16 protein-coding genes are annotated in these 22,462 nt (G+C 72.1%); 6 read left to right on the top strand and 10 right to left on the bottom strand.

Going from position 1 to position 22,462, the window contains the following annotated elements; translation table 11 throughout:
- Window positions 1–112 precede the first annotated feature (112 nt).
- Together AB852_RS18570 and AB852_RS18565 are read right to left on the bottom strand one after the other, a co-directional pair.
- A complete protein-coding gene (locus AB852_RS18570; protein ID WP_073789735.1) occupies window positions 113–1,414 on the bottom strand; it encodes a copper amine oxidase in 1,302 nt (433 codons plus the stop codon).
- A 40-nt stretch (window positions 1,415–1,454) separates the two neighbouring features.
- On the bottom strand, window positions 1,455–2,348 hold the full coding sequence (locus tag AB852_RS18565; RefSeq protein WP_342748482.1) for a Tat pathway signal sequence domain protein: 894 nt from the start codon (window positions 2,346–2,348) through the stop codon (window positions 1,455–1,457).
- A gap of 171 nt (window positions 2,349–2,519) precedes the next feature.
- Between AB852_RS18565 and glgX the strand changes: the two genes are divergently transcribed.
- Together glgX and treY are read left to right on the top strand one after the other, a co-directional pair.
- Window positions 2,520–4,685: a glycogen debranching protein GlgX gene (glgX, locus tag AB852_RS18560; protein ID WP_073789731.1), complete on the top strand. Its 2,166-nt coding sequence runs from the start codon at window positions 2,520–2,522 to the stop codon at window positions 4,683–4,685.
- A 169-nt stretch (window positions 4,686–4,854) separates the two neighbouring features.
- On the top strand, window positions 4,855–7,287 hold the full coding sequence (gene treY / locus AB852_RS18555; RefSeq protein WP_073789729.1) for a malto-oligosyltrehalose synthase: 2,433 nt from the start codon (window positions 4,855–4,857) through the stop codon (window positions 7,285–7,287).
- A 119-nt stretch (window positions 7,288–7,406) separates the two neighbouring features.
- Here the strand turns inward: treY and AB852_RS18550 are convergent, their stop codons facing one another.
- Window positions 7,407–7,958 (bottom strand): FHA domain-containing protein, encoded by a 552-nt coding sequence (locus AB852_RS18550; RefSeq protein WP_073789727.1) that lies wholly within the window; start codon window positions 7,956–7,958, stop codon window positions 7,407–7,409.
- A gap of 259 nt (window positions 7,959–8,217) precedes the next feature.
- Between AB852_RS18550 and treZ the strand changes: the two genes are divergently transcribed.
- Both treZ and AB852_RS18540 read left to right on the top strand, forming a co-directional pair.
- Window positions 8,218–9,963: a malto-oligosyltrehalose trehalohydrolase gene (gene treZ, locus AB852_RS18545; RefSeq protein ID WP_073789725.1), complete on the top strand. Its 1,746-nt coding sequence runs from the start codon at window positions 8,218–8,220 to the stop codon at window positions 9,961–9,963.
- A 133-nt stretch (window positions 9,964–10,096) separates the two neighbouring features.
- Window positions 10,097–11,113 carry an aldo/keto reductase gene (locus tag AB852_RS18540; protein WP_073789723.1) on the top strand — a complete coding sequence of 339 codons (1,017 nt, stop codon included), beginning with the start codon at window positions 10,097–10,099 and terminating at the stop codon, window positions 11,111–11,113.
- A 244-nt stretch (window positions 11,114–11,357) separates the two neighbouring features.
- On the opposite strand, the gene AB852_RS18535 is transcribed toward AB852_RS18540, so the two are convergent.
- Together AB852_RS18535 and AB852_RS18530 are read right to left on the bottom strand one after the other, a co-directional pair.
- A complete protein-coding gene (locus AB852_RS18535; RefSeq protein ID WP_079184743.1) occupies window positions 11,358–12,485 on the bottom strand; it encodes a phosphotransferase in 1,128 nt (375 codons plus the stop codon).
- 31 nt (window positions 12,486–12,516) lie between these two features.
- The gene (locus AB852_RS18530; RefSeq protein WP_073789721.1) at window positions 12,517–13,641 is read right to left on the bottom strand and encodes an aminopeptidase P family protein; all 1,125 of its coding nucleotides are present in this window, start codon (window positions 13,639–13,641) and stop codon (window positions 12,517–12,519) included.
- A 332-nt stretch (window positions 13,642–13,973) separates the two neighbouring features.
- On the opposite strand from AB852_RS18530, the gene AB852_RS18525 reads away from it, so the two are divergent.
- Window positions 13,974–14,726, top strand: coding sequence for a metallophosphoesterase (locus AB852_RS18525; protein ID WP_073789719.1), 753 nt, complete (start codon window positions 13,974–13,976; stop codon window positions 14,724–14,726).
- Window positions 14,727–14,966: 240 nt separating this feature from the next.
- Here the strand turns inward: AB852_RS18525 and AB852_RS40860 are convergent, their stop codons facing one another.
- The 5 genes from AB852_RS40860 to AB852_RS18500 all read right to left on the bottom strand — a co-directional run bounded on the left by AB852_RS40860 (window position 14,967) and on the right by AB852_RS18500 (window position 21,179).
- Window positions 14,967–17,324 (bottom strand): terpene synthase family protein, encoded by a 2,358-nt coding sequence (locus AB852_RS40860; protein ID WP_245876824.1) that lies wholly within the window; start codon window positions 17,322–17,324, stop codon window positions 14,967–14,969.
- A gap of 377 nt (window positions 17,325–17,701) precedes the next feature.
- Entirely contained in the window at window positions 17,702–18,109 is a 408-nt protein-coding gene (gene msrB, locus AB852_RS18515) for a peptide-methionine (R)-S-oxide reductase MsrB (RefSeq protein ID WP_073789717.1), read from the bottom strand.
- 78 nt (window positions 18,110–18,187) lie between these two features.
- Window positions 18,188–19,573, bottom strand: a complete 1,386-nt coding sequence (murC, locus tag AB852_RS18510; RefSeq protein WP_073789715.1) for a UDP-N-acetylmuramate--L-alanine ligase — start codon at window positions 19,571–19,573, stop codon at window positions 18,188–18,190.
- Window positions 19,574–19,705: 132 nt separating this feature from the next.
- Window positions 19,706–20,179, bottom strand: a complete 474-nt coding sequence (locus AB852_RS18505) for an indole-3-glycerol phosphate synthase (RefSeq protein WP_073789713.1) — start codon at window positions 20,177–20,179, stop codon at window positions 19,706–19,708.
- 121 nt (window positions 20,180–20,300) lie between these two features.
- Window positions 20,301–21,179 carry a pyrimidine reductase family protein gene (locus AB852_RS18500; RefSeq protein ID WP_079184742.1) on the bottom strand — a complete coding sequence of 293 codons (879 nt, stop codon included), beginning with the start codon at window positions 21,177–21,179 and terminating at the stop codon, window positions 20,301–20,303.
- A gap of 36 nt (window positions 21,180–21,215) precedes the next feature.
- Between AB852_RS18500 and zapE the strand changes: the two genes are divergently transcribed.
- Window positions 21,216–22,310: a cell division protein ZapE gene (gene zapE / locus AB852_RS18495; RefSeq protein ID WP_073789711.1), complete on the top strand. Its 1,095-nt coding sequence runs from the start codon at window positions 21,216–21,218 to the stop codon at window positions 22,308–22,310.
- The last annotated feature ends 152 nt before the right edge of the window (window positions 22,311–22,462 follow it).

Genomic DNA, 22,462 nt, shown 5'->3' with positions numbered 1-22,462 from the left:
CCGCACCCCTTGTGACTCCCCTGGTCAACGATCAAGGAAGGGTACTCCGGGAGCGGCCGGCGGTGCAGCCCGATGAGCAGGGTCGTCGATTCCCGCCGGAACGGGACACGGGCTACGGCAGCGGACCGACGTTGCCGTTGCGCCGCGCGAGGTCGGCGGGCGTGAGCGGGTTCATCGCGGTGACGTCACGGGGCGAGAGGGAGAATCCCTGCCAGTGGACCGGCATGGGCTCCTGGTCCTCGTCCCTGGCTATGTGGTGGAAACCTATGTTCACCCAGGTGACGGGGTTCTTCAGCGCCTGTCCGTTGACCCACTTGTCGACGCTGTTCGGGGTGCCGGAGGGGCAGCCCGCGTTGTGGCTCGCGTACTTCTCGCACTTCTTGTACTCGGTGAAGTACACATCGCGCTTGGTGTAGGACCGGCCGGGGAACTTGTCGGTGCGGCCGGGCACGATCTCGTAGCTGCGCGCGTGGCCGTCCTTGTTCTTGCCGGTGGTGCTCACGAGCCGCCACCAGCGCATGCTCTTCGCGTCGCCGCCGAGTTCCTTGGTGACGGCCGTGCGCTTGGTCTTCGTGGTGGGGCTGCCGCCGCCGGTGGGCGCGGTGACGGTGGAGTCGAACTGCTCGACCTTGTTCTTGGTGTTGCCGTCGAGCGCGGTGTCCAGCCGCCAGAAGACATTGTGGTTGTGGCTCTCGGCGTGCGCGGTGGCGTTCTTGCCGATCGGCCAGCCGCGGCTGTCGCCACCGTCGTAGTCGAACGGGGACAGCATGCCGGTGGCACCCACGTTCGACGTGATGGTGCCGTCCGAGGCGAACCGCCACTCGGTGATGTACTCGTACCAGGAGGCCTTGTTCACCGAGTAGACCAGCAGGTCCTTGCCCTGGGCCTGCCACACCTTGGTGCCGGAGTCGTTGGCGAGGCGGTAGGCGTGGCCACGCGCGCGCGTGGTGGTGCACAGGCCCTTGACGTTGCCGCGCTGGGGGACCTTCACCGTCTTGATGGTGCCGCCGGGGCACTCGGCGGCACTCAGGTTCTGGAGGGCGTATCCGAAGTCGGTGCCCGTGACGTCGTCGTACTCGGTCTTGCCGTCGTCGTAGGGGACGTGGATCTGGGCGAGACGCGCGCTGTTGAGCACCCGGATGGGCTTCGGCTCACCCTTGGGCTGGTAGGTGACCTTGTCGAGGACGACCCCGGCCAGCGTGTCGTAGCGCCAGCACATACGCCATGTGGTGCCGCCGTCGAGCTTCTGTTCGATGCGGTAGGCGGCGCTGCAGTCGGCGGCGGGGGCGGGCGCCTCCGGCGGTGACTGGGGAGCGGCCTGGGCGGGCCCGACGGTGGCGGTGCCCAGGAGCGCGGTGACCGCGAGGGCCAGTCCGGCCCCCTTCTGGGCACGCGAAAGTCTGCGGACGTGCATACGGAATGACTCCTCGTCGAGAAGTGGAGGCGAAAGAGATTCAGCCGAGGCGGCCGACGGTGCGCGCGCTCAGATCGACGATGTTCGCGCGGGTGTCGATCCAGGGGCCGTTCTTGACCTTGAAGACCACGCTCAGGCAGCGGTTCTTGCCGCAGTCCTTGAGGACGGCCGGAACCTTGAGGGTGGTGTCCTTACGGAAGATCATGCCGCTGAGCTCAGCCTGACCGGGTTCCGTGAGGTTCTTCCCGGTGGCGTGGCGGAAGTCCTTCTTCAGGTCCCGGCCGAGCGGGTGCGCGATCAGCAGTCGCGCCGCCTCGGCGAGCTCCCCCTGGCTGGGCGGCGGCTGCGCGCCGCGCGTGGTGACGGTGTCCAGCACCTTGCCGCTGCCCAGGTCGACCGTCTTGGTGACGGTGGCTTCCTGGTCGTAGTCGTAGAAGACGACCTCGGCCATACGGTTCGCCTGACCGGCCGGCGCGTTCGGGTCCGGCTCCTGGAGGTTCGTGTAGAGGAGCTCCGGCCCCCGGTCCCCCTCGACATCGCGCGCGGCGCGGCGCAGATCGCCCGCCGACGCGAGCCGCTCGGCCTGCTTCAGCTCGTCGTCGGTCAGCGGGTCGCTGCCGATGCCCTTCTCGCCCTCGGTGGGCGCGGCCTGGATCTCGGCGGGCGGCGGCACGTCCGCGTCGGCCGAGCCCTGCCGCTGTCCGTCGTCCTGCCCGGCGCCCGCCTTGCCGCCCTCGGCCCGGCCCTGCTCGCCCTGCTCGCTCGGGTCGCCCTGACGGCTCTGTCCCGCGCTGTCGCCCTGGCTCTGCCCCGGGCGGTCGTCCGCGTTCTCGTCGGCGCCTGCCGTGCCCGGCAGGGTCACGGCCACCATGAGGGCCGTACCGGCCACCGCGATCGCCCCGCCCGCCATGACCTTCCCCAGATGGCGTCTCACCAATTGACGCACTGTCTCCCCCAACTCCCCCACGTGCTGTACCCGTAGACATACCGGGTATGCGGTCACCCGGTAGGACGGACCGAAGTCCTAGGAGGTTGCCTCGGTTTCGGGAAGACTCTGCCCGCAGTGGCCCCAGGGACAAGGGCCTGGAACGGAAGAGTCTCATCCATGCAGGTCTGGCCCGGACAGGCGTATCCGCTGGGTGCCACGTACGACGGCGCCGGCACCAACTTCGCGGTCTTCTCGGAGGCCGCCCACCGCATCGAACTGTGTCTGCTGCACGACGACGGCTCGGAGACACGCACGGAGCTGCGCGAGACGGACGCGTTCGTCCGGCACGCCTATCTGCCCGGTGTGATGCCGGGACAGCGCTACGGCTTCCGTGTGCACGGTCCGTACGCGCCCGAACGGGGGATGCGCTGCAACGCGGCGAAGCTCCTCCTCGACCCGTACGCGCGCGCGGTGAGCGGCGCCGTCGACTGGGGCGAGGAGGTGTACGGCTACCACTTCGGCTCGCCCGAACGGCGCAACGACATGGACTCGGGGCCGCACACCATGGCGTCGGTGGTGGTGAACCCCTACTTCGACTGGGGCGACGACCGGCCCCCGCGCACCGACTACCACCGCACGGTGATCTACGAGGCCCATGTGAAGGGCCTGACGATGACCCATCCGGCGCTGCCCGCCGAGCTGCGCGGCACCTACGCGGCGCTGGCGCACCCGGCGGTCCTCGAACACCTCACCGAGCTCGGGGTGACCGCGCTGGAGCTGATGCCGGTGCACCAGTTCGTCGACGACCACCGGCTGGTCGACATGGGGCTGAACAACTACTGGGGGTACAACACCATCGGCTTCTTCGCCCCCCACAACGCGTACGCGTCGTGGGGGGACCGGGGCCAGCAGGTCCTGGAGTTCAAATCGGCGGTCCGGGCCCTCCACAAGGCGGGCATCGAGGTGATCCTCGACGTGGTCTACAACCACACCGCGGAGGGGAACCATCTGGGCCCGACCCTGTCCTTCCGGGGGCTGGACAACGCGTCCTATTACCGGCTGGCGGACAGTCCACGGCACTACATGGACACCACCGGCACGGGGAACTCCCTGTTGATGCGGTCCCCGCACGTGCTGCAACTGATCATGGACTCACTGCGGTACTGGGTCACGGAGATGCATGTCGACGGCTTCCGCTTCGACCTGGCGGCGACCCTCGCCCGGCAGTTCCACGAGGTGGACCGGCTGTCCTCGTTCTTCGACCTGGTCCAGCAGGACCCGGTGGTCTCCCAGGCCAAGCTGATCGCCGAGCCGTGGGACGTGGGCGAGGGCGGCTACCAGGTGGGGAACTTCCCCCCGCTGTGGACGGAGTGGAACGGCAAGTACCGGGACACGGTCCGCGACCTGTGGCGCGGTGAGCCCCGAACGCTCGCGGAGTTCGCGTCCCGGCTGACCGGTTCCTCGGACCTCTATCAGGACGACGGCCGCCGCCCGCTGGCCTCGATCAACTTCGTCACCTGCCACGACGGCTTCACCATGCACGACCTGGTCGCCTACGACGAGAAGCACAACGAGGACAACGGCGAGGACAACCGCGACGGCGAGAACCACAACCGCTCCTGGAACTGCGGCGCGGAGGGCCCGACGGACGATCCGGCGGTACGGGAACTGCGGCAGCGCCAGATGCGCAACCTCACCGCCACCCTCCTGCTGTCCCAGGGTGTGCCGATGCTCAGCCACGGCGACGAGTTCGCCCGTACCCAGGGCGGCAACAACAACGCCTACTGCCAGGACAACACGGTCTCCTGGGTGCGCTGGCCCGGCACGGCGCCGGACGGACGGGCCGCCGGTGACGTGGCGGAGGAACCCGTCGAGGACTCGGTGGCGGCCCGGCATCTGGCGTTCACCCGGTCGATGGTGTGGCTGCGCCGGGACCACCCCGTCTTCCGCAGACGGCGGTTCTTCCAGGGCCGCACGCTCCGGGGCACCCCCGACGAACTGTCCGACATCGCCTGGTTCACCCCGGAGGGTGGTCAGATGCGGCAACGGGACTGGAGCGCGGCCCAGGCCAGGGCGCTGACCGTGTTCCTGAACGGCAACGCGATCTCGGAGCCCGGACCGCGCGGGGAGCGCGTCAAGGACGATTCGTTCCTGCTGATGTTCAACGCCTCCCCCGAGACGCTGGACTTCGTCGTCCCGCTCGACCACGGCCATCAGTGGCGGATCGTGGTGGACACGGCCTGCCCGGAGGGCGTGCCGCCGGGCGGCGCGGCCAAGGTGACCGCCGGGGACCGGATCACCCTGGTGGACCACAGCATGGCGGTACTCCAACGGCCGACGTGAGTGCGGCGGCGGAGCCGGTGACCGCCCCTGAAGGCCCCGGCACGGCTCCGCCCCGTACGGGCGGTGTCCCCGGGGCCTCCCGGGCCCGGACGTACGGTTCGCGGCCCGGACTGCGCCACCTGCTGCCGACGGTGACAGGAAGGGCGTCCGTCCGGGTACGTACCGTCGCATGACACCTGAGCCCGCCGAGCCATGGATTCCCGCGCCGCCGACCGCCACGTACCGTCTTCAGCTCCAGCCGGACTTCCCGTTCGCCGCGGCGGAGGCGGCCGTGCCCCATCTCGCCGGGCTCGGCGTGTCCCATCTGCATCTGTCGCCCGTCCTGGAGGCCGTACCGGGTTCCACCCACGGCTACGACGTGGTGGACCACGCGCGCGTGCGTGACGAGTTGGGCGGCGAGGAAGGGCTGCGGGCGCTGGCGGGTACCGCGCGGCGGCACGGGCTGGGGCTGATCGCGGACATCGTGCCCAACCACATGGCCGCCGCGCCCCGGTGGAACCGCTCCTGGTGGGAGGTGCTGCGCGACGGCCCGGGGTCGCCCTACGCGCGCTGGTTCGACATCGACTGGGACGCCCACGGAGGGCGGGTGCTGCTGCCCGTGCTGGCCCACCGGATCGGCATGGAACCCGGCGCGCTCCGGGTCGACGGGGACGTCCTGCGCTATCACGAGCACACGTTCCCGCTGCGGGCCGGCACCGAGGGGCTGCCCGTCGAGCGGCTGCTGGACGCCCAGTGGTACCGCCTCGGCTGGTGGCGGCTGGCCCGTACGGAGCTGAACTACCGGCGTTTCTTCACCGTCCCGGAACTGATCGGGCTACGGGTCGAGGACCCGGAGGTGTTCCACGCGACCCACGCCAAGGTGCTGGACCTGCTGCGGGAGGGGGTCCTGGAGGGACTGCGGGTCGACCACCCGGACGGGCTGGCCGACCCGGGCGGCTATCTGCGGCGGCTCCACGCGGCCACCGGTGGCCGCTGGACGGTCGTGGAGAAGATCCTCACCGACGGGGAGGTGCTGCCCGCCTCCTGGCCGGTGGCGGGGACCACCGGGTACGACGCGCTGCGGCGGGTGGACGGGCTGTTCACCGACCCGGCGGGCGCGGCCGAACTCCGCCGACAGTACCGGGACTTCACCGGCCTGCCCGCCGACCGGGGCGGCCGCTGGCCGGACACCGTGCGGCGGGCCGCCTACCGGGTCGTCACCCATGAGCTGGCCGCCGAGGTGGAGCGCCTCACGCGCGCGTGCCACCGGCTGTGCGCCGCGGACCCGGCACTGCGCGATCACGCGCCCTGGGCGCTGCGCACGGCGATCCGCGAGCTGCTGGTCCGGCTGCGGGTGTACCGCCCGTACGGCCCCGGGGACGCGGCACAGGTGCTGACCGAGGAGGCCGCGCGGGACGCCAGGAGCGTGTACACCGTGCCCGAGGAGGCCACCGCCGTCGACGCCGTACGGGGCCTGCTGACCGGGGAGCGGGGCCGGGGGGCGGAGGTGGACGCGTTCCGCGCGAGGTTCGCGCAGACGGCGTCCGCTGCGCACGCCAAGTCCGTCGAGGACACCGCCTTCTACCGGTACGCGCCCCTGCTGTCCGCCACCGAGGTGGGCGGTGCTCCCGGCGCTCCCGCGTCGTCGGCCGACGACTTCCACCGGCACTGCGCGCGCGTGCAGCGCGACTGGCCGCTGACGGGGACGGTGCTGTCCACCCACGACACCAAGCGCAGCGCGGACGTACGGGCGAGGATCGCCGTCCTCACCGAGGTCCCCGAACGGTGGGCCGCCCTCCTCGCCGACCTGACGGAACGTACCGCGCGTCCCGGGGGCGTCCCGGCGCCCGATCCGCTCGTCGCCTGGGCGGCCTGGCAGTCGGTGGTGGGGATCGGCTTCCCGGGCGCGGGACGGCTGGAGGGGGCCCTGCTCAAGCATGTGCGCGAGGCGGGGCTGCGTACCTCGTGGACGGAGCCGGACGCGGACTACGAGCGGTCCGTGACGGACTTCGTCGCCGCGGGTCCCGGCGGGGCTCCCCTGGAGAGGGTGACGGAGTTCCTGGCCGGACTGCGGCCCCATGTGCGGGCGAACGTCCTGGGTGCGGTCCTGCTCCAGTTGACGATGCCCGGGGTTCCCGATGTGTACCAGGGCACCGAGGCGGAGTACCTGGCGCTGGTGGACCCCGACAACCGGCGGCCCGTCCGCTTCCGGCCCGAGGACCTTCCCGCGCCGGGGGCCGCTGTCGCGGGGCCGGACCCGTCCGCCGAGAAGGCCGCGCTCACCGCCACGGCGCTGCGTCTGCGCCGCCGCCTGCCCGGGGTGTTCGGCGAGGCGGCCTCGTACACGCCGCTGTATGCCTCGGGGAGCGCCGCGGAGCATGTCGTCGCCCATGTGCGGCGCGGCGGGGGCCCCGAGGCGGCCCTGGTGGCCGTCACGCGGCTTTCCGCACGGCTGCTCGACGCGGGCGGCTGGGGCGGCACCGGGTTGCCCCTGCCGGACGGGGTGTGGCGCGATCTGCTCACTCCTGGGCGGGAGTTCACCGGCCAGGTGCTGACGCGGGATCTGTTCGCGGACCTGCCGGTCGCGTTGCTGCTGCGGGACTCCGCCGAGGGCGGCGGGTGAGACGCGGTCCGCGGCGGGGGTCCTGGGCGTCCGGGGCGGGCCCGGCGGCGGAGGGGCCGGGTGTCCGTACGAGGTCGGGGCCGGGCCCCGGTCCGGTAGCGGCCGGGTACGACCGGGGGTCAGGAAGCGGTGAGGCGGTACGTCACGTTGCCGAAGCCGATGTGGTCACCGTCGCGTACCACCGCGGCGCCCACGACCCGCCGTCCGTTCACGGAGGTGCCGTTGGTCGACCCCAGGTCGCGCAGCACCCACAGACCGCTCTGCCGGGACAGTTCGGCGTGCACCCGGGACACCGTCTCGTGGTTGAGCCGCAGCCCGTTGCCGGGGTCCCTGCCGATACGCAGCGGGGACGTGGCGGTGTGCCCCGGCAGGAGCAGCTTCGGCAGCCGCTCGCCCTGCCAGGCCCGGCGCAGCCGCCCGGGGAAGCCGGAGGCCGCCGCGACCCCGCCGAGCACCACGCGCGACCAGCGGCCCTCGGACCGCAGATCGGCGGTCAGTACCGCGAGTTCGTCGGGCCGCCGCGCCACGAGGGCGAGTTCCATGCGCCGGATGTAGGTGTCCTGCGACAGCCTGCCCTCCGCGACACCGTCCCGCAGGGCGGTGAGCGCTCTGTCGCGGTCCGCGTCGGAGATCCGCGCGGGATACGTGGAGAACTCGGAGGACGACGTCACAGATCCGATTGTCGGACAACGCGACCCGAGGTGTCCACCACGACGACGGTCCTGTGACCAGGCACGGACACACGGCACCGCCGCCGGTCCCCGGTGGCGTCCGGGCGGACGTACCGGCGGGGGCACCCGCGCGCGGGCCGTCGTCCGCCCGGCTCCCACGCGGTGGGGAGCACGCCGGCCGTGGCGGATCGACCGGTCGCGGCCCTGGTGCCGCACGATGGTTTCGTAGTCCGCCGTCCGACGACGAGGGGAACCGTCCGTGCAGTTCGAGGTGTGGGCACCGGAAGCCGGAGAGGTGGCCCTTGAGGTGGAGGGCGGCACGCGCGCGTTGTCACGCGCCCCGGACCGCGCGGGGTGGTGGACGGGGGACGCCGAGGCCGTGGACGGCACCCGGTACGGCTTCCGGCTGGACGGCGGCCCCGTGCTGCCCGATCCGCGTTCCCGGCGGCAGCCGGACGGCCCGGACGGGCTCAGCGCGGTCGTCGTCCCGGACGGACAGGTCCGGGGTACCCCATGGCCGGGGCGGGGGCTGCCCGGCGCCGTCCTGTACGAGCTGCATGTGGGCACGTACACCCCTGAGGGCACCTTCGACGCGGCGGCCGACCGGCTCGGCCATCTCGCGGAACTCGGCGTCACCCATGTGGAGCTGCTGCCGGTGTGCCCCTTCCCGGGGCGGCATGGGTGGGGCTACGAGGGTGTGTCGCCGTGGGCGGTGCACGAACCGTACGGCGGCCCGGCGGGGCTGAGGCGCTTCGTGGACCGGGCGCACGCGCTGGGGCTCGGTGTGGTGCTCGACGTGGTGCACAACCATCTGGGGCCGTCGGGCAATCATCTGCCCGCGTTCGGACCGTACTTCACGGACACCCATCACACCCCCTGGGGCGCCGCGGTCAATCTGGACGCCCCCGGCTCGGACGAGGTACGCGCGTATCTGCGGGACAGCGCGCTGGCCTGGCTGCGCGAGTTCGGTCTGGACGGGCTGCGGCTGGACGCCGTGCACGCGCTGCGGGACACCCGCGCCCACACGTTCCTGGAGGAGCTGTCGGAGGCCGTCGACACGCTCTCCGGCGAGCTGGGCAGGCCCCTGTTCCTGATCGCCGAGTCGGACCTCGGTGACCCCCGGCTCATCACCCCCCGCAAGGAGAACGGCCTCGGGCTGCACGCGCAGTGGAACGACGACTTCCATCACGCGCTGCACACCGCCTTCACGGGTGAGTCAGGCGGTTACTACGCCGACTTCGCCGAGGACCCGTTCGCCGCTCTCGCGAAGACCCTCACGGGCGGCTTCTTCCATGACGGCACGTACTCGTCGTTCCGGGGCCGCCGGCACGGCCGTCCCCTGGACCGGGGGCGGGTGTCCGGCCATCGGCTGCTGGGCTACGCGCAGACCCATGACCAGATCGGCAACCGTGCCCAGGGCGACCGGCTGTCGGCGTCCCTGTCCCCCGGGCTCCTGGCCTGCGTGGCCGCGCTGGTGCTGACCGCGCCGTTCACCCCGATGCTGTTCATGGGCGAGGAATGGGCGGCGGGCACCCCCTGGCAGTTCTTCACCGACCACACGGACCCGGAGCTGGCCGAGGCGGTACGGCAGGGCAGGAGGCGGGAGTTCACCGACCACGGCTGGGCCGCGCGGGACGTGCCCGACCCCCAGGACCCGGCGACGCGTGAGCGGTCCTGTCTGGACTGGTCGGAGCCGGGGCGCGAGCCCCACGCGCGCGTGCTGGCCTGGTACCGCGAGCTGATCGCGCTGCGCCGGACCCACCCCGATCTCGCGAGCACGGACCTGACGGCGGTACGGGTCACGTACGACCGGACGGCCCGGTGGCTGATGGTGCGGCGCGGTGATCTGCGGATCGTCGTCAACGTCTCCGAGCGACCGGCCGTCATCGGGCTGGGGCCCCGCCCCGCGCGCGCGGTGGCGGCCTGGGAGCCCGTGTCCGGGCCCGGTACCGACGGACTGCTCACCGTGCCCGCCGAGTCCTGCGCGGTGCTCGTCCAGCCCTGACGGCCCTGGAGCCCGTACCGCCTCCCCGCCCGATCCCGCCCGTCTCCCTCGCCGTCCCCTCGACCGTCCACTTGCGTTGGAGCGCACTCCAGCTCCTAGCCTTCGCCACGAACCGATCTGGAGGAGACACACCATGCGACAGCGATTTCTGGGCGGTACGGGACTGCGCGTCAGCGAGCTGTGCCTCGGCGCGATGACCTTCGGCGGCGGGGCCGACGAACCGGCCTCGCACCGCATGCTCGACACGTTCGTGGAGGCGGGCGGCACGTTCGTCGACACGGCCGACGTGTACGGCAAGGGCGTGTCCGAGGAGATCCTGGGACGGTGGCTCAAGGACCGGCGCCGTGACGAGCTGGTCATCGCGACCAAGGTGTTCGGCACCATGGGCGAGGCACCGAACGCGGGCGGGCTCGGACGCAAGCACATCCTGTCGGCGGTCGACGCGAGCCTGCGGCGGCTCGGCACGGACCACATCGACCTCTATCAGACGCATGTGTGGGACGCGTCCACGCCGATCGAGGAGACCCTGTCCACCCTGGACACACTCGTGACCGCCGGCAAGGTCCGCTACATCGGCGCAAGCAATCTGTCCGCGGCGCAGCTCCAGAAGTCGCTGGACGTGTCCCGCGCGGGTGGCTGGGAGCGCTATGTGTGCCTTCAGCCGCTGTACAACCTGCTGGCACGTGAGACGGAGTGGGAACTCCTTCCGCTGAGCCGCGCCGAGGGGGTCGGGGTCATCCCGTGGAGCCCGCTCCAGGGCGGCTGGCTGACGGGCAAGTACACCCGGGGGATGTCCTCGGCGCCCACCGGGTCCCGGGAGGCCGGTGCCGAGCGGGACCATGGGCGGGAGACCTGGCGGGACAGGGACACCGAGGACACCTGGCGGGTCGTCGACGCGGTCCTCGCGGTGGCCGAGGAGACGGGACGCACCCCGGCGCAGGTGGCGCTGCGCTGGCTGCTCCAGCGCCCGGGGGTCACGGCGCCGATCATCGGCGCCCGCACGGTCGAACAGCTCACCGACAACCTCGGCGCGGTGGGCTGGGAGCTGTCCGCCGAGCAGGAGTCCCGGCTCACCGAGGCCGGTAAGCGGCCCCTGCCGTACCCGTACGACGTCCTGGAGCAGTTCCGGGACAAGGACGCCCGGGACTGACGCCTCGGCCGCCCCAGGGGCCGCCGAGGGCCCGTACGGGCCCAACGGGTCGGCGGCGGCCCGGTGTCGGCCCGCCCGCTCGGCGGAGCGGCACCGGGCCGGGTAGGGGCGGGCCGGGGCGGGGTCGGCGGCGCGGGTGGTTCGCCGGGTCCCCGGACGGCCGACGGGCCGCCATCCGCCCGCCGCCCGTCGCTCGTCGCGCGCCGACCGTCACCCCCCGTCAGCCGCCGGCGACCGTCGACCGCTACCCGTCGTCCTCGCTGAGCCGCTCCAGCAGGATCGCCTCCCAGGCGCGCGCGAGTTGCGACCGCAGCAGCGGCAGCGGGCTGTCGTCCGTCCCGTGCAGGCGTTCGGCCAGCAGGATCAAGGTGTCGCACCGGGCGAGCCACAGTCCGCGCAGGCACTCACGGGGGCTGTATCCGGCGAGGGTCGCCGCACGGACCGCGGCCGGGGCGCCCACCGACAGGGCGAGGCCGCGGATGTCCTCGGCCGGGTCGCCGATGAGGGCGTCCGCCCAGTCCAGGACCCCGCGTACCCGGCCGTCCGCGCTGATCCGCAGATGCTCGCCCTTGAGGTCACCGTGCACCACCACGGCGGCGGCACGTGGGGCGAGCTCCACGACCGCGCGGGGCGTGAGCCGGGCGAGCTTCCCCGCGTCGAACTCACGGTCCGGGACGAGTTGCCGGGCGGCGTGGCGCGCGGCCGTGCGCAGGTCGTCCAGGGAGCGCGGCGGGGTACGCGGCACCCCGAGCGCGGCGGCGTCCGCGACGGGCACCTCGCGCAGCCCGGTGAGCAGCGCCGCGAGATCCGGCTCCCCCACCGCCGAGACGCTCACGTCCTCACCGGATTCACCGAACAGCCGCTGATCGAGTGTGTACACATGGGCCTCGGCCCAGATCCCGGTGGCGGCGCTGACGGGCACGGGTACGGCGACATGCCGGCGGACCAGGTCCCGCAGCCGGATCTCCCGGCGCAGCCGCGCGGAGACCTCCCGGTCGGGGGCCATGCGCAGCACATGACGGGCGCCGACCCACCAGCTCCAGTGCTCCCCGCCCTCGGCCACGGGACGGACCCGCGGGCCGTCGTCCGCGCGCGGGATGCGGGCCGGGGTGGCGGTCGCGGACGGGGTGGTCGCGGACGGGGCGGATGTAGCGGTCGGGGATTCCTGCCGGTGGGCGGCACCGGGGGTGGCGGTGTCCGCGCCGGTGCGCAGGGCGGCGCGGGCGATGCGCCGCACCGTGTCGTCGGTCGGACGTCGGGGGTGACCTGGTCGTGTTCCGGTGAGGGGTGAGGTGTGGTCACCCGGCGGCTCTTCACCGGTGCGCGGGTCCGCGGTGGCGCGGGTCCGTTTGTCGATGGGAGGCTGCTTCATCTCTCGTTCCCAGGGCCGGTCCGTCACGCGGTCAGTGCACGATGGCCATCTCGCGCGCGGTGTCGTTGAGTCGTCGACCGCCGTCCTCGGTGACGGTCACGATGTCCTCGATCCTGACGCCGAATCGCCCCGGGAGGTAGATGCCCGGCTCCACGGAGAAGCACATCCCGGGAACCAGGGGCTGCTCCTCGCCCTCGATCATGTAGGGCGGTTCATGCGTGGTGACCCCGATGCCGTGGCCCGTGCGGTGGATGAAGAAGTCGCCGTATCCCGCGTCGGTGATGTACGCGCGTGCCGCGCGGTCGATCTCCTGGCACGCCACTCCGGGGCGCACGGCCTGGAATCCCGCCTCCTGAGCGGCGCGGACGATGTCGTGGACGGTCTGTTCGACGGCGCCCGGGTCGCCGACGTGGACGGTGCGGGAGGTGTCGGACCCGTAGCCGTGTTTCAGACCGCCGAAGTCGAGGACGACCATGTCCCCCTGCCGGATGACCCGGTCGTCCGCCTCATGGTGCGGATCGGCGCCGTTGGGTCCGGAGCCGACGACGGTGAAGTCCACCTGTTCGTGTCCGAAGTGCCGCAGCAGATCCGCCAGATCACCGGCGACGTCCGTCTCCTTCCGCCCGGCGAAGGGAACTTCTCTGATCGCCTCGTACGTTGCGTCAGCGGCGGCTCCGGCCGCTGTGAGACGTTCCAGTTCGGCCGTGTCCTTGACCGCGCGCAGCATCGGCAGGGAGCGCGTGAGCGAGACGTAGGAGGTGTCGGGCAGGGTGCTTTGGAGACCGAGCAGATGCATGGACCAGGCGTTGTCGCTGATACCGAAGCGGCCCCGGGGGTCGAGCAGGGGCGCTGTCACGTCGTAGGGGTCCTTGCCGTCGGTCCAGTCGCGCAGGGTGAGCGCGGGGGCTCCGACGGACCTGGCCGCGTCGGGGGCCTCCAGGGTCGGGACGACGAGGACGGGGTCGCGGCCGGGCGCGAGGACGAGCGCGGTGAGGCGTTCGGTGACGGCCGTGGGCCGGTATCCGGTGAGCCACACCAGGTCCGGTCCCGGGGCCACGACGATCCCGGCGAGACCCGCGTCGGCCGCGGCCCGCGCGGCCCGGTCCATCCGGGCCCGGTAGTCGTCCACCGTGAACGGATCGGGGGTGGTGGTCATCAAGGTCTCCGTCCCGTCGGGCGCGCGGCCCGGAACGCCGCCGCGGCGGCGGGCCCGGGTCACCGCTGTGGAGCCTCGGCGGCCCCTGGGCAGCATCCTGCCCGTACGGCGGGGCCCACGCGAGCGGGATTCGCCGCGCGGCGACAGGGGAACAGTGGGTTCGGACAGGCGGGTTCGGAACCGCGCCCCACCCCGCGCGCGTCCTCCGCTCCGTCCCGCTCCCATGGCTTGCAACCCTGCTCCAGGTAATGCTTGTATGCGCTTCAACCATTAGATCGGAGCTGCTCCCGGCATCGGGGACGGGCAGCCCATGAGGGGGAGGGCCCACGACGATGGTGGTGCTGGCTCAGATCAGCGATCTGCACCTGGACGGGACCGCGCGGGCGACGGAGCGCGCGGAGCGGGTCATGCGCCGACTGCTCGCCCTGCCCGGGCCCCTGGACGCGCTGCTGGTCACCGGGGACATCACCGACCACGGTACGGAGGCCGAGTACGAGGAAGCCGCACGGATCCTGGGACTCCATGACCCGGACCCGCCCTTCCCGGTCCTGATGTGTCCGGGCAACCACGACAGACGTGAGCCCTATCGCAAGGCGCTGCTGGGCGAGCCGCCCGCGAGCGATCCGGTGAACCGGTCCTACTGGGTCGGCGAAGCCGTGGTCGTGATGCTGGACTCCAGCATTCCCGGCTCCGACGAGGGGGAGCTGGGTCGCGGCACCTACGCCTGGCTTGAGGACACCCTGGACGAGTTGGACGGTGAGACACCCGTGCTGCTGGCGCTGCACCACCCGCCCGTGGCGGTGCACCATCCGCTGCCGGACGGCTTCGGCCTGCGCCGGCCGGCCCGGTTGGCCGCGCTGATACGGGACCGGCCGGAGGTCGCCGGGGTCGTCACGGGCCACGCGCACTCCCCCGCCGCCTCGGTGTTCGCGGGCCGCCCGCTGATCGTCGGCCCCGGTGTCACCTGGACGCTGCGGTTGCCCTGGGAGGGCGAGGACCCGGCCGATCTGGACGCGCCCGTCGGCTTCGCCTTCCATGTGCTCGACGACGAGAGACGGCTGACGACCCACTTCAGGGCCGCCTGACCGTCGGCGGGCCGCCTCACCCCCGGCGGGGCGCGCGCCCGACGTGGACGGCGCGGCGCGCACGACCCGTCGGACGAACCGCCGGACGGCGCCCGCCCCGGCCCTTCGCACCCACAGGAGCGCGCCCGCCGGGATCACCCGCACGCGTCCCGTGAAGCCACCTCCGTGGTGTGCCGCACGGGTGCGCGGCACACCACGGGGCCACGGACAGCCGCGGCGGTCAGCCGGGCCGACGGGCCGTCACAAGGCCATGGCCTGGGTAGCCGCCTTCCACGCGAACGGCAGCCCCGGGTTCGCGGGAACGATTCCGCGCGGCTCACCGGAGGACGCGCCCGCGCCCGGCGGACGCAGCGTCCCCACCCCGTGCGAGAGGTACTGCGACGAGTAGCGCTGGCAGCCGTAGTGCCAGGTCAGAATGCCCGCGAGCCAGTTCTCCAGCTCCTTGACATGCCCGGCGAGGATCTCCCGGACCTCGTCGTCGAGGTCGAAGTCGTCGTACAGGATCGGCAGTTCGTGCTCCGCGACATGCTGGAACTGGCGCAGCCGCCCGTTCATCAGGTCATGGACGATCGTGAGCGCGGTCGGATAGTCGCAGCCGAAGAAGTTCTGGACGACCAGGATCAGGTTGTGCACCTCACCCTCGTACTCGATCTCCTTCTGGTACGAGAAGACATCGTTGATGAGCATGCCGTAGTCGATGGCCGCGTTCTCCAGGGAACGCATGGGGCCGCTCTCGTAGATCTCCGGCGGAACCTTTTTCCCATGGGCGATCCGCGACAGGCTCAGCGTCAGATCGGAGCCGAACGTCGCGCGCCGCATCTCGATGTAGTCCACGGGGTCGGGGATGCGGTGCTGCGCCTGGTTCATGAGTTCCCACATCCAGGAGTCGAGCATGACCTCGACGGAGTCGCGGAACATCACCCGCGAGTCATGGTCCATGGGACCCGCGGTCCGCGCCCAGAGGTCCACCAGGGCGCGTTCCAGTCCGTTCTGCGCAGCCACGCCCGCTGCGGCTCCGGCGCTGGCCGCGAGCGCCTCGGGGGCGCCGCCCCCGGAAGCGGCCCGGAGCGTCTCCCGTGCGGCGGCGCCGGGGTCCGCCGGGACGTCCCGCTCCGTACCCGGCTCGGGGAGCAGGGGCCCGTCGACCGGCATCAGCGCCTTCAGCCGGTCGGTGAGCGCCTGGGCCCCTACCAGGTCGCGGGCGCGGCCGTAGACCACCGGGTACCAGTCGTCGCCGTAGGTCCCCCAGGCCAGCCAGGCGGCGCTGAGGTCGATCTCGGCCTGGGTCCCGGACGGGTCGAGTCCGGCGGAGCACAGGGGCAGGTCGTAGCGGCGCAACGCCGCCTCGTCCCACACCCCCTCATGGACGATGCCCATCGCGTGGCACCAGTCCACGAGGTTCTCGCGGGCGGCGGGCAGATGCTGGTTGAGGGTGGTGGGGTACGGGAGTTGGAAGTCCGGCAGGATGGACGGCCCCACCCGCTGATGGGGTACGTGGGTGTGCGCGCGGAAGCGTTCCGTGCCCGCGGCCGTCAGCAGGTCCGCGACACGGGCCGCCGAGGTGCCGAGGCCGGTGGGGCCGCCGAGCGGGGAGTCCTTCTCGTCGAGCGCGCCCTGGTTCATGTACCGGCTGGAGCGCAGATGCCACTCATGGCCGCCGGACTGCCAGTCCTGGAGGCCCTTCACATAGGCGGCGACCGCGGCGCACCGGGCCGGGTCGAGCCCTTCCTGGACGCACATCGCGGGTGTCTCGGTGAGGGCCGTGTGCTCGAACTGGTGCAGCCGTGAGGTGAGGATGTCGTTGACCATGTCGGCGGCCTGCTGTGTGGTGCAGCCGAAGAAGGTCTCCAGGACGAGGACACCGTTGCTGAGCTCGCCCTCGTCCTCCACCTCCCGCTGGTACGAGAACAGGTCGTTGCGCAGATGGACGCCGTCGGAGAACGTCTCCATGAGGACACGCAATGGCCGCGACCTGGCCACTTCGGCGGGCACCTCCGCGGTCGCGTACTCGATGAGCCCCGCCGACCAGGGCGCCCCGCCCACCTTGCGGCGCATCTCGATGTACTCGACGGGGTTGGCGACCCGTCCCTCGTTGATGTTGGAGAGTTCCCAGATCGACTCGTTGAGCAGATGTTCCGTACTGACCGCGAACCGTTCGCGCCACTCACGTGACATCGCCGGGACCGTACGGGCCCACAGATCCGCGAGGCCCGCCTCGACGGGGTTCGTCGGTTCGGGCACGGGGGTGGACAGGTCCAGCGGCATGAACATGGGCAGACGGTCCAGGTACGCCTTGCCGCCGACCCGGTCCTGGCTGCGCTTGAAGGTCTCCAGGAAGTGGTCGTCGAAGAAGAACACCCATACGTACCAGTCGGTGATCAGCGACAGCGCGGGGCCGTCGCAGTCGGGGTGGGTGTAGGAACAGAGCAAGGCGTAGTCATGGGCGTCGAGGTCGCTCAGCTCCCAGATGCCGGAGCCTTCCAGCATCCCCATGTCGCGGGCCCACTCCCTGGAGTGGACACGCGCCTGTTCGAGATGGGGATTCAGGCTCGCCTCGTACGGCATGTAGAACGATGGGAGTTCAAACGGCTGGGTCATGGCCCGGCCCTACCCCTGGTCCCGCAAGGCCATCCCCGACCGGTCCCATGATCGCTCCATAGCGTGAAACGACCGCCCGGGACGCATCGAATGGCGAAACCCTGTACACGCGATGCCCGTACACCTGACCAGCGCACAGATGTACGAAACGGGAGCACGTACGGCCGCACACGCGGGTGTCCACCCCTACGGAAAACCGGAAGGGCGCCCCCGGGCGCCTGGCGGGCTGCCAGGCACCGGGAGCGCCCTTCCGGACGCGTCCAGGGCCGCTCAAGCGTTCCGTACGGGACCGGCCGCCGCGCGGGTGTTCCGCGCGGCGTCGGAGCGCCGCGTGAGCGTTCCCTGCGGCAGCGACGGAGTCCGCCGCGGCCGGGGCGTCACTCCGCCTCGGGCGCCAGGGTCAGCGAGATGCTGTTGATGCAGTACCGCTGGTCGGTCGGCGTGGCGTAACCCTCGCCCTCGAACACATGACCGAGGTGGGAGCCGCAGCGGGCGCAGCGGACCTCGGTGCGGCGCATGCCGTGGGAGCTGTCCTCCAGGAGTTCCACGGCGTCGGTGTCCTTGGGGTCGAAGAAGGACGGCCAGCCGCAGCGGGAGTCGAACTTGGTCTCCGAGGTGAACAGCTCGGCCCCGCACGCGCGGCAGGAATAGACGCCCTTCGTCTTGGTGTCGGTGTACTCACCGACGAACGCGGGCTCGGTACCGGCCTGGCGCAGCACCGCGTACTCCGCCGGGTCCAGCTCGGCGCGCCACTGCTCGTCCGGCTTCTCGATGTCGTACGCCATGGGATCGGTTCCTCACTTCCGTCGGCGGATCACTGCGGTACGGGCCGTCCGGGGACGGCCGCGTACGGGTCCGTCCCGCTACTTCGCGAGCCGGTCCAGAATCCGTGGGCCGAGCTCCGTGACGTCACCCGCGCCCATGGTGAGAACGAGATCACCGGGCGCCGCCATTCCCGCGACGATCTCAGGAGCGGTGTCCTTGTCGTGTGCGGCCCGCACATCGGCCCCGGCGGCCCGCGCGGCGTCGATGATCATGGCGCTGGTGACACCGGGCAGGGGGTCCTCGCGCGCGGGGTAGATGTCCAGCACCACGGAGGCGTCCGCGAGGGCCAGGGCCTCGCCCATCTCCTTGCCGAGTTCCTGGGTGCGGGAGAACAGATGCGGCTGGAAGAGCACGAGGATGCGGCCGTCGCCGGCGGCGGCCCGCATGGCGTCGAGGTCGGCGGTCATCTCGGTGGGGTGGTGCGCGTAGGAGTCGATGACCTGGACCCCGGCTTCCTCGCCCTTGAGCTGGAGGCGCCGCTTGACACCCGTGTAGGTGGCGAGGGCGGGGGCCAGATCGTCGGCGGGCACGCCGAGGGCGACGCCCGCGACCAGGGCGGCGACGGCGTTGTGCGCGTAGTGACGGCCGGGGACGGACACCGTGAAGGTCGTCTCGTGGCCGTCGAGCAGGACGGTGACCTCGCTCATGAGGCCCTGGGGGACGACGGACAGGACGCGGACGTCGGCGTCGGCGGACTCGCCGTAGGTGACCACGCGCGCGTGGCGCACGCGCCGGGTCAGTTCCCGGGCGCCTTCGTTGTCGGCGTTGACGACCAGCGTCCCGCCGGGGACGACGCGGCCCACGAAGGTCTCGAAGGACTCGTAGATCTCCTCCATCGACGCGTAGTTGGCGTGATGGTCGAGTTCGACGTTGAGGACGATGGCGACCTCGGGCGCGTACTTGTGGAAGCTGCGGTCGCTCTCGTCGGCCTCCGCGACGAAGATCTCGCCGTCGCCGTGGGTCGCGTTGGAGCCGGGCGCGTCCAGGTCGCCGCCGATGGCGTAGGAGGGGTCCAGACCGAGCGAGGTCAGGGAGACCGCCAGCATCGAGGTGGTGGTGGTCTTGCCGTGCGTGCCCGCGACCGCGATGGGCCGCACTCCGTCCATCAGGGACGCGAGGGCGTCGGAGCGGTGGACGACCGGCACGCCCAGTTCGGCGGCGCGGGCCAGCTCGGGGTTGTCCTGGCGGATGGCGGAGGAGACCACGACACAGGTGGCGTCGTCGGCGAGGTGGCCGGCGGCGTGGCCGATGTGGACGGTGGCGCCCAGCGCGCGCAGCGCGGCGGCGGTGTCGGAGTCCTTGGCGTCGCTCCCGGCGACCTCGGCGCCGCGCTGGGCGAGGATCTTCGCGATGCCCGACATCCCGGCGCCGCCGATGCCGATGAAGTGCGGTCGGTCCATGGCGGTGGGAAGGCCGGGTGCCATGCGTGTCTCTCCCTGCGGTGGTGTGGCGCTGTGTCGTGGTCCCCACGGGTGCCGTGGGATCGCCTGGCCGTGGCGGGTCCGGTGCCCTGGGCTGCCGGTCACGCGCGCCGGGCGGCCGGGCGCGGCCCCAGCCTAAGCCTTGCTGTGCGAGAACAGTTTCAGCACGGGTACGCCCACCTTGTGGCGGGCCCGGGAGGCCCAGTCCCGGTGGAAGAACTCCTCCACGTAGTGCGGGTCGGTGAGGACGATCACCTCGTCGGCCCCGACCTCGTCCACGAGGGCCTTCAGGGCGTCCAGCGGATGGTTCTCGATGAGTTTGCCCTCGGCCTGGCAGCCGGCCGCCCGCAGGGCCGTCAGGGAGACGCTGAGCGCCTGTTCCGCCGGGCCGGTGGCCTCATGTCCTTCGGGGGTGTCGCCCTCGCGTGCGGCGTCCTCCAGCTCGCCGAGCGCCACGTCGTCGATGGCCCGCAGAAGGCGGTCCGCCTGGTCGCCGCGGGGCTGGAGGAGCACATGGAAGGTGGCGCCCTCGTCGCCGTGCAAGGTCGTGACGAACTCCACGTCGACGGACGTCAGGGCTTTTTCGATCATCAGTACGCTCGTGAACACGACAGGTGCCCTTCTCCATCCCGTGGGCCCCTTCCGGAGCCCGCTGCGGAAACCATCCTGCCCCGTGATCGCACGGGGTCTGCGTGTTTTAGTGTGCCCACCGGAAGCGAAGCGGAACAGATCATTCCGCTGAATGTCGACCTTGGTGGTACCGAGCGAACAAGAAGCCGTCCTCCTCCAGGAGCGAGCGGAGGGCGAACCGTTCCGGCACGGTGAGCGCGGGGCCGCCCGCGATCCGCTGGGCGTCCCCGGCGGTGAGCATCGGCGAGACGGTCAGACACAGCTCGTCCAGGACCCGCGCCGCCACGAACTGGCCGAGCAGCCGGGGTCCCCCTTCGGTGAGCAGCCGCCGCAGTCCCCGCTCCGCCAGGGCGCGCACCGCGCGCGCGGGATCCACCGCCGCGCCGTCCCCGGCGATCACGATCTCCGCGCCCGCCGCGCGGGCGGCGGCCACCCGGTCGGCGGGGGCACCGGCCCCGGTCACCAGCAGGGTGGGCACCGAGGGCTCGGTGAACAGGGGAGACGAGAAGTCGAGGTCGAGACCGGCGCTGACGACCGCGACGGCAGGAGCGGGTGCCTGTCCGTCGGCGGCGCGGCGGGCGGCGAACGCCTCCCGCGCGCGTGCGGGCCGGTAGCCCTCCTGGCGTACCGTTTCTGCACCGACGACCACGACATCGGCCAGGCCACGCAGGGTGCCGAAGACACGCATGTCGGCGGCGCTGGAGATGGGCTGTGAGCGGCCGTCGTGCTGGGCGGCACCGTCGAGGGTCGACACCATGTTGGCGCGCAGCCACACGTCGCGGTCCGCCGGATAGGCGTAGGCGTCCGCGAGTTCGTCCAGACTCCACTCACGGTCCGGGGCGGGAGCGGCGGCCTGCGTCTGCGTCTGCGCCGAAAGGTCGTCCGGGGCGGACGCACCCGTGGGGACGCGAGCGCTCCCGGTCCCGCCCAGGGGCCCGCGGCCGGATGTCTGGTCGGTCACAGGGAGCAGGCGTCGCATTCGTGCAGTCTCGCATGGCGCATAGAGTGGGGAATCGTGTCGTCATCCCCCGCCTCCGCAGGCCGCAGCCCCATAGCCGACCTGGCTCCGCAGTCCCTGTGCGCCCGTGAGCCCCATGTCGCGGCGGACCGTCTGGTCGCCGAGATGGTCCCGCCGCCACGCTTCGACTCGGTCCGTTTCGAGACCTACGTACCGGACCCGGACCAGCCGAGCCAGACCGAGGCGGTGCGGGTGCTCAGCGGTTTCGCCGCGGGCCTGGGGGGCGCCCACGCGACGGGGTCCGGCCGACGGCGATGGTTCACCCGGACGAAGCCCGCGGCCCCGGCGGGACCGCGCGGTGTCTACCTCGACGGCGGCTACGGCGTCGGCAAGACGCATCTGCTGGCCTCCCTGTGGCACGCCACCCCGGCGGCACCCGAACAGAAGGCGTTCGGCACCTTCGTGGAGCTCACGAACCTCGTGGGGGCCCTCGGCTTCCAGCAGACGGTGCGGACGCTCGGCGGGCACCGGCTGCTGTGCATCGACGAGTTCGAACTGGACGACCCCGGTGACACGGTCCTCGTGTCCACCCTGCTCGGCAAACTGGTCGAACAAGGGGTGGCGCTGGCGGCGACCTCGAACACGCTGCCGGGCAAGCTCGGCGAGGGCCGCTTCGCCGCGGCGGACTTCCTCCGGGAGATCCAGGGGCTGTCCGCCCAGTTCCGGCCCCTGCGCATCGACGGCGAGGACTACCGCCACCGGGGGCTGCCGCAGGCTCCGGCACCGTACTCGGACGAACAGGTGACCAAAGCGGCGTACGCCGCCGAAGGTGCGTCGCTGGACGACTTCCCGCATCTGCTGAAGCACCTCGCCCGGGTGCACCCGAGCAGGTACGGGGCGCTGACGGACGGGGTACGGGCGGTATGCCTGACCGGGGTGGAGCCGGTGCCCGACCAGTCCACGGCCCTGCGGCTCGTGGTGCTGGCCGACCGCCTGTACGACCGCGAGGTCCCGGTCCTGGCGTCCGGGCTGCCGTTCGACCAGCTGTTCAGCGAGGAGATGCTGAACGGCGGATACCGCAAGAAGTACTTCCGGGCCATCTCGCGGCTCACCGCGCTGGCCCGTGACGCGAAGGCGCTGGTCGAGGACTGACGGCCGGTCGGCCCCGTGCTGATCCTGCCCGGGGCGGACGGTGGCCGGTTCCGGGCGGTGAACGGCGACCGGACGGCGGCGGGTTCCGGGGTTCCGGGGCGGTGGGTTCCGGGTGGCGGCGGTTCCGGGCGGCGGGCACCGCCCGATGGTCC

The organism is Streptomyces uncialis (assembly GCF_001905345.1).
In the GTDB taxonomy this organism is placed as follows: domain Bacteria; phylum Actinomycetota; class Actinomycetes; order Streptomycetales; family Streptomycetaceae; genus Streptomyces; species Streptomyces uncialis.
This window is presented reverse-complemented; position numbering and strand designations above follow the sequence as displayed.

What these genes read in the sequence shown, in the direction of transcription:
- msrB (WP_073789717.1), bottom strand. Translation starts at nt 18,109, where the DNA reads ATGGCGTACGACATCGAGAAGCCGGACGAGCAGTGGCGCGCCGAGCTG.
- AB852_RS18570 (WP_073789735.1), bottom strand. Translation starts at nt 1,414, where the DNA reads ATGCACGTCCGCAGACTTTCGCGTGCCCAGAAGGGGGCCGGACTGGCC.
- AB852_RS40860 (WP_245876824.1), bottom strand. Translation starts at nt 17,324, where the DNA reads ATGACCCAGCCGTTTGAACTCCCATCGTTCTACATGCCGTACGAGGCG.
- AB852_RS18525 (WP_073789719.1), top strand. Translation starts at nt 13,974, where the DNA reads ATGGTGGTGCTGGCTCAGATCAGCGATCTGCACCTGGACGGGACCGCG.
- AB852_RS18530 (WP_073789721.1), bottom strand. Translation starts at nt 13,641, where the DNA reads ATGACCACCACCCCCGATCCGTTCACGGTGGACGACTACCGGGCCCGG.
- AB852_RS18540 (WP_073789723.1), top strand. Translation starts at nt 10,097, where the DNA reads ATGCGACAGCGATTTCTGGGCGGTACGGGACTGCGCGTCAGCGAGCTG.
- treY (WP_073789729.1), top strand. Translation starts at nt 4,855, where the DNA reads ATGACACCTGAGCCCGCCGAGCCATGGATTCCCGCGCCGCCGACCGCC.
- AB852_RS18500 (WP_079184742.1), bottom strand. Translation starts at nt 21,179, where the DNA reads ATGCGACGCCTGCTCCCTGTGACCGACCAGACATCCGGCCGCGGGCCC.
- murC (WP_073789715.1), bottom strand. Translation starts at nt 19,573, where the DNA reads ATGGCACCCGGCCTTCCCACCGCCATGGACCGACCGCACTTCATCGGC.
- glgX (WP_073789731.1), top strand. Translation starts at nt 2,520, where the DNA reads ATGCAGGTCTGGCCCGGACAGGCGTATCCGCTGGGTGCCACGTACGAC.
- AB852_RS18535 (WP_079184743.1), bottom strand. Translation starts at nt 12,485, where the DNA reads ATGAAGCAGCCTCCCATCGACAAACGGACCCGCGCCACCGCGGACCCG.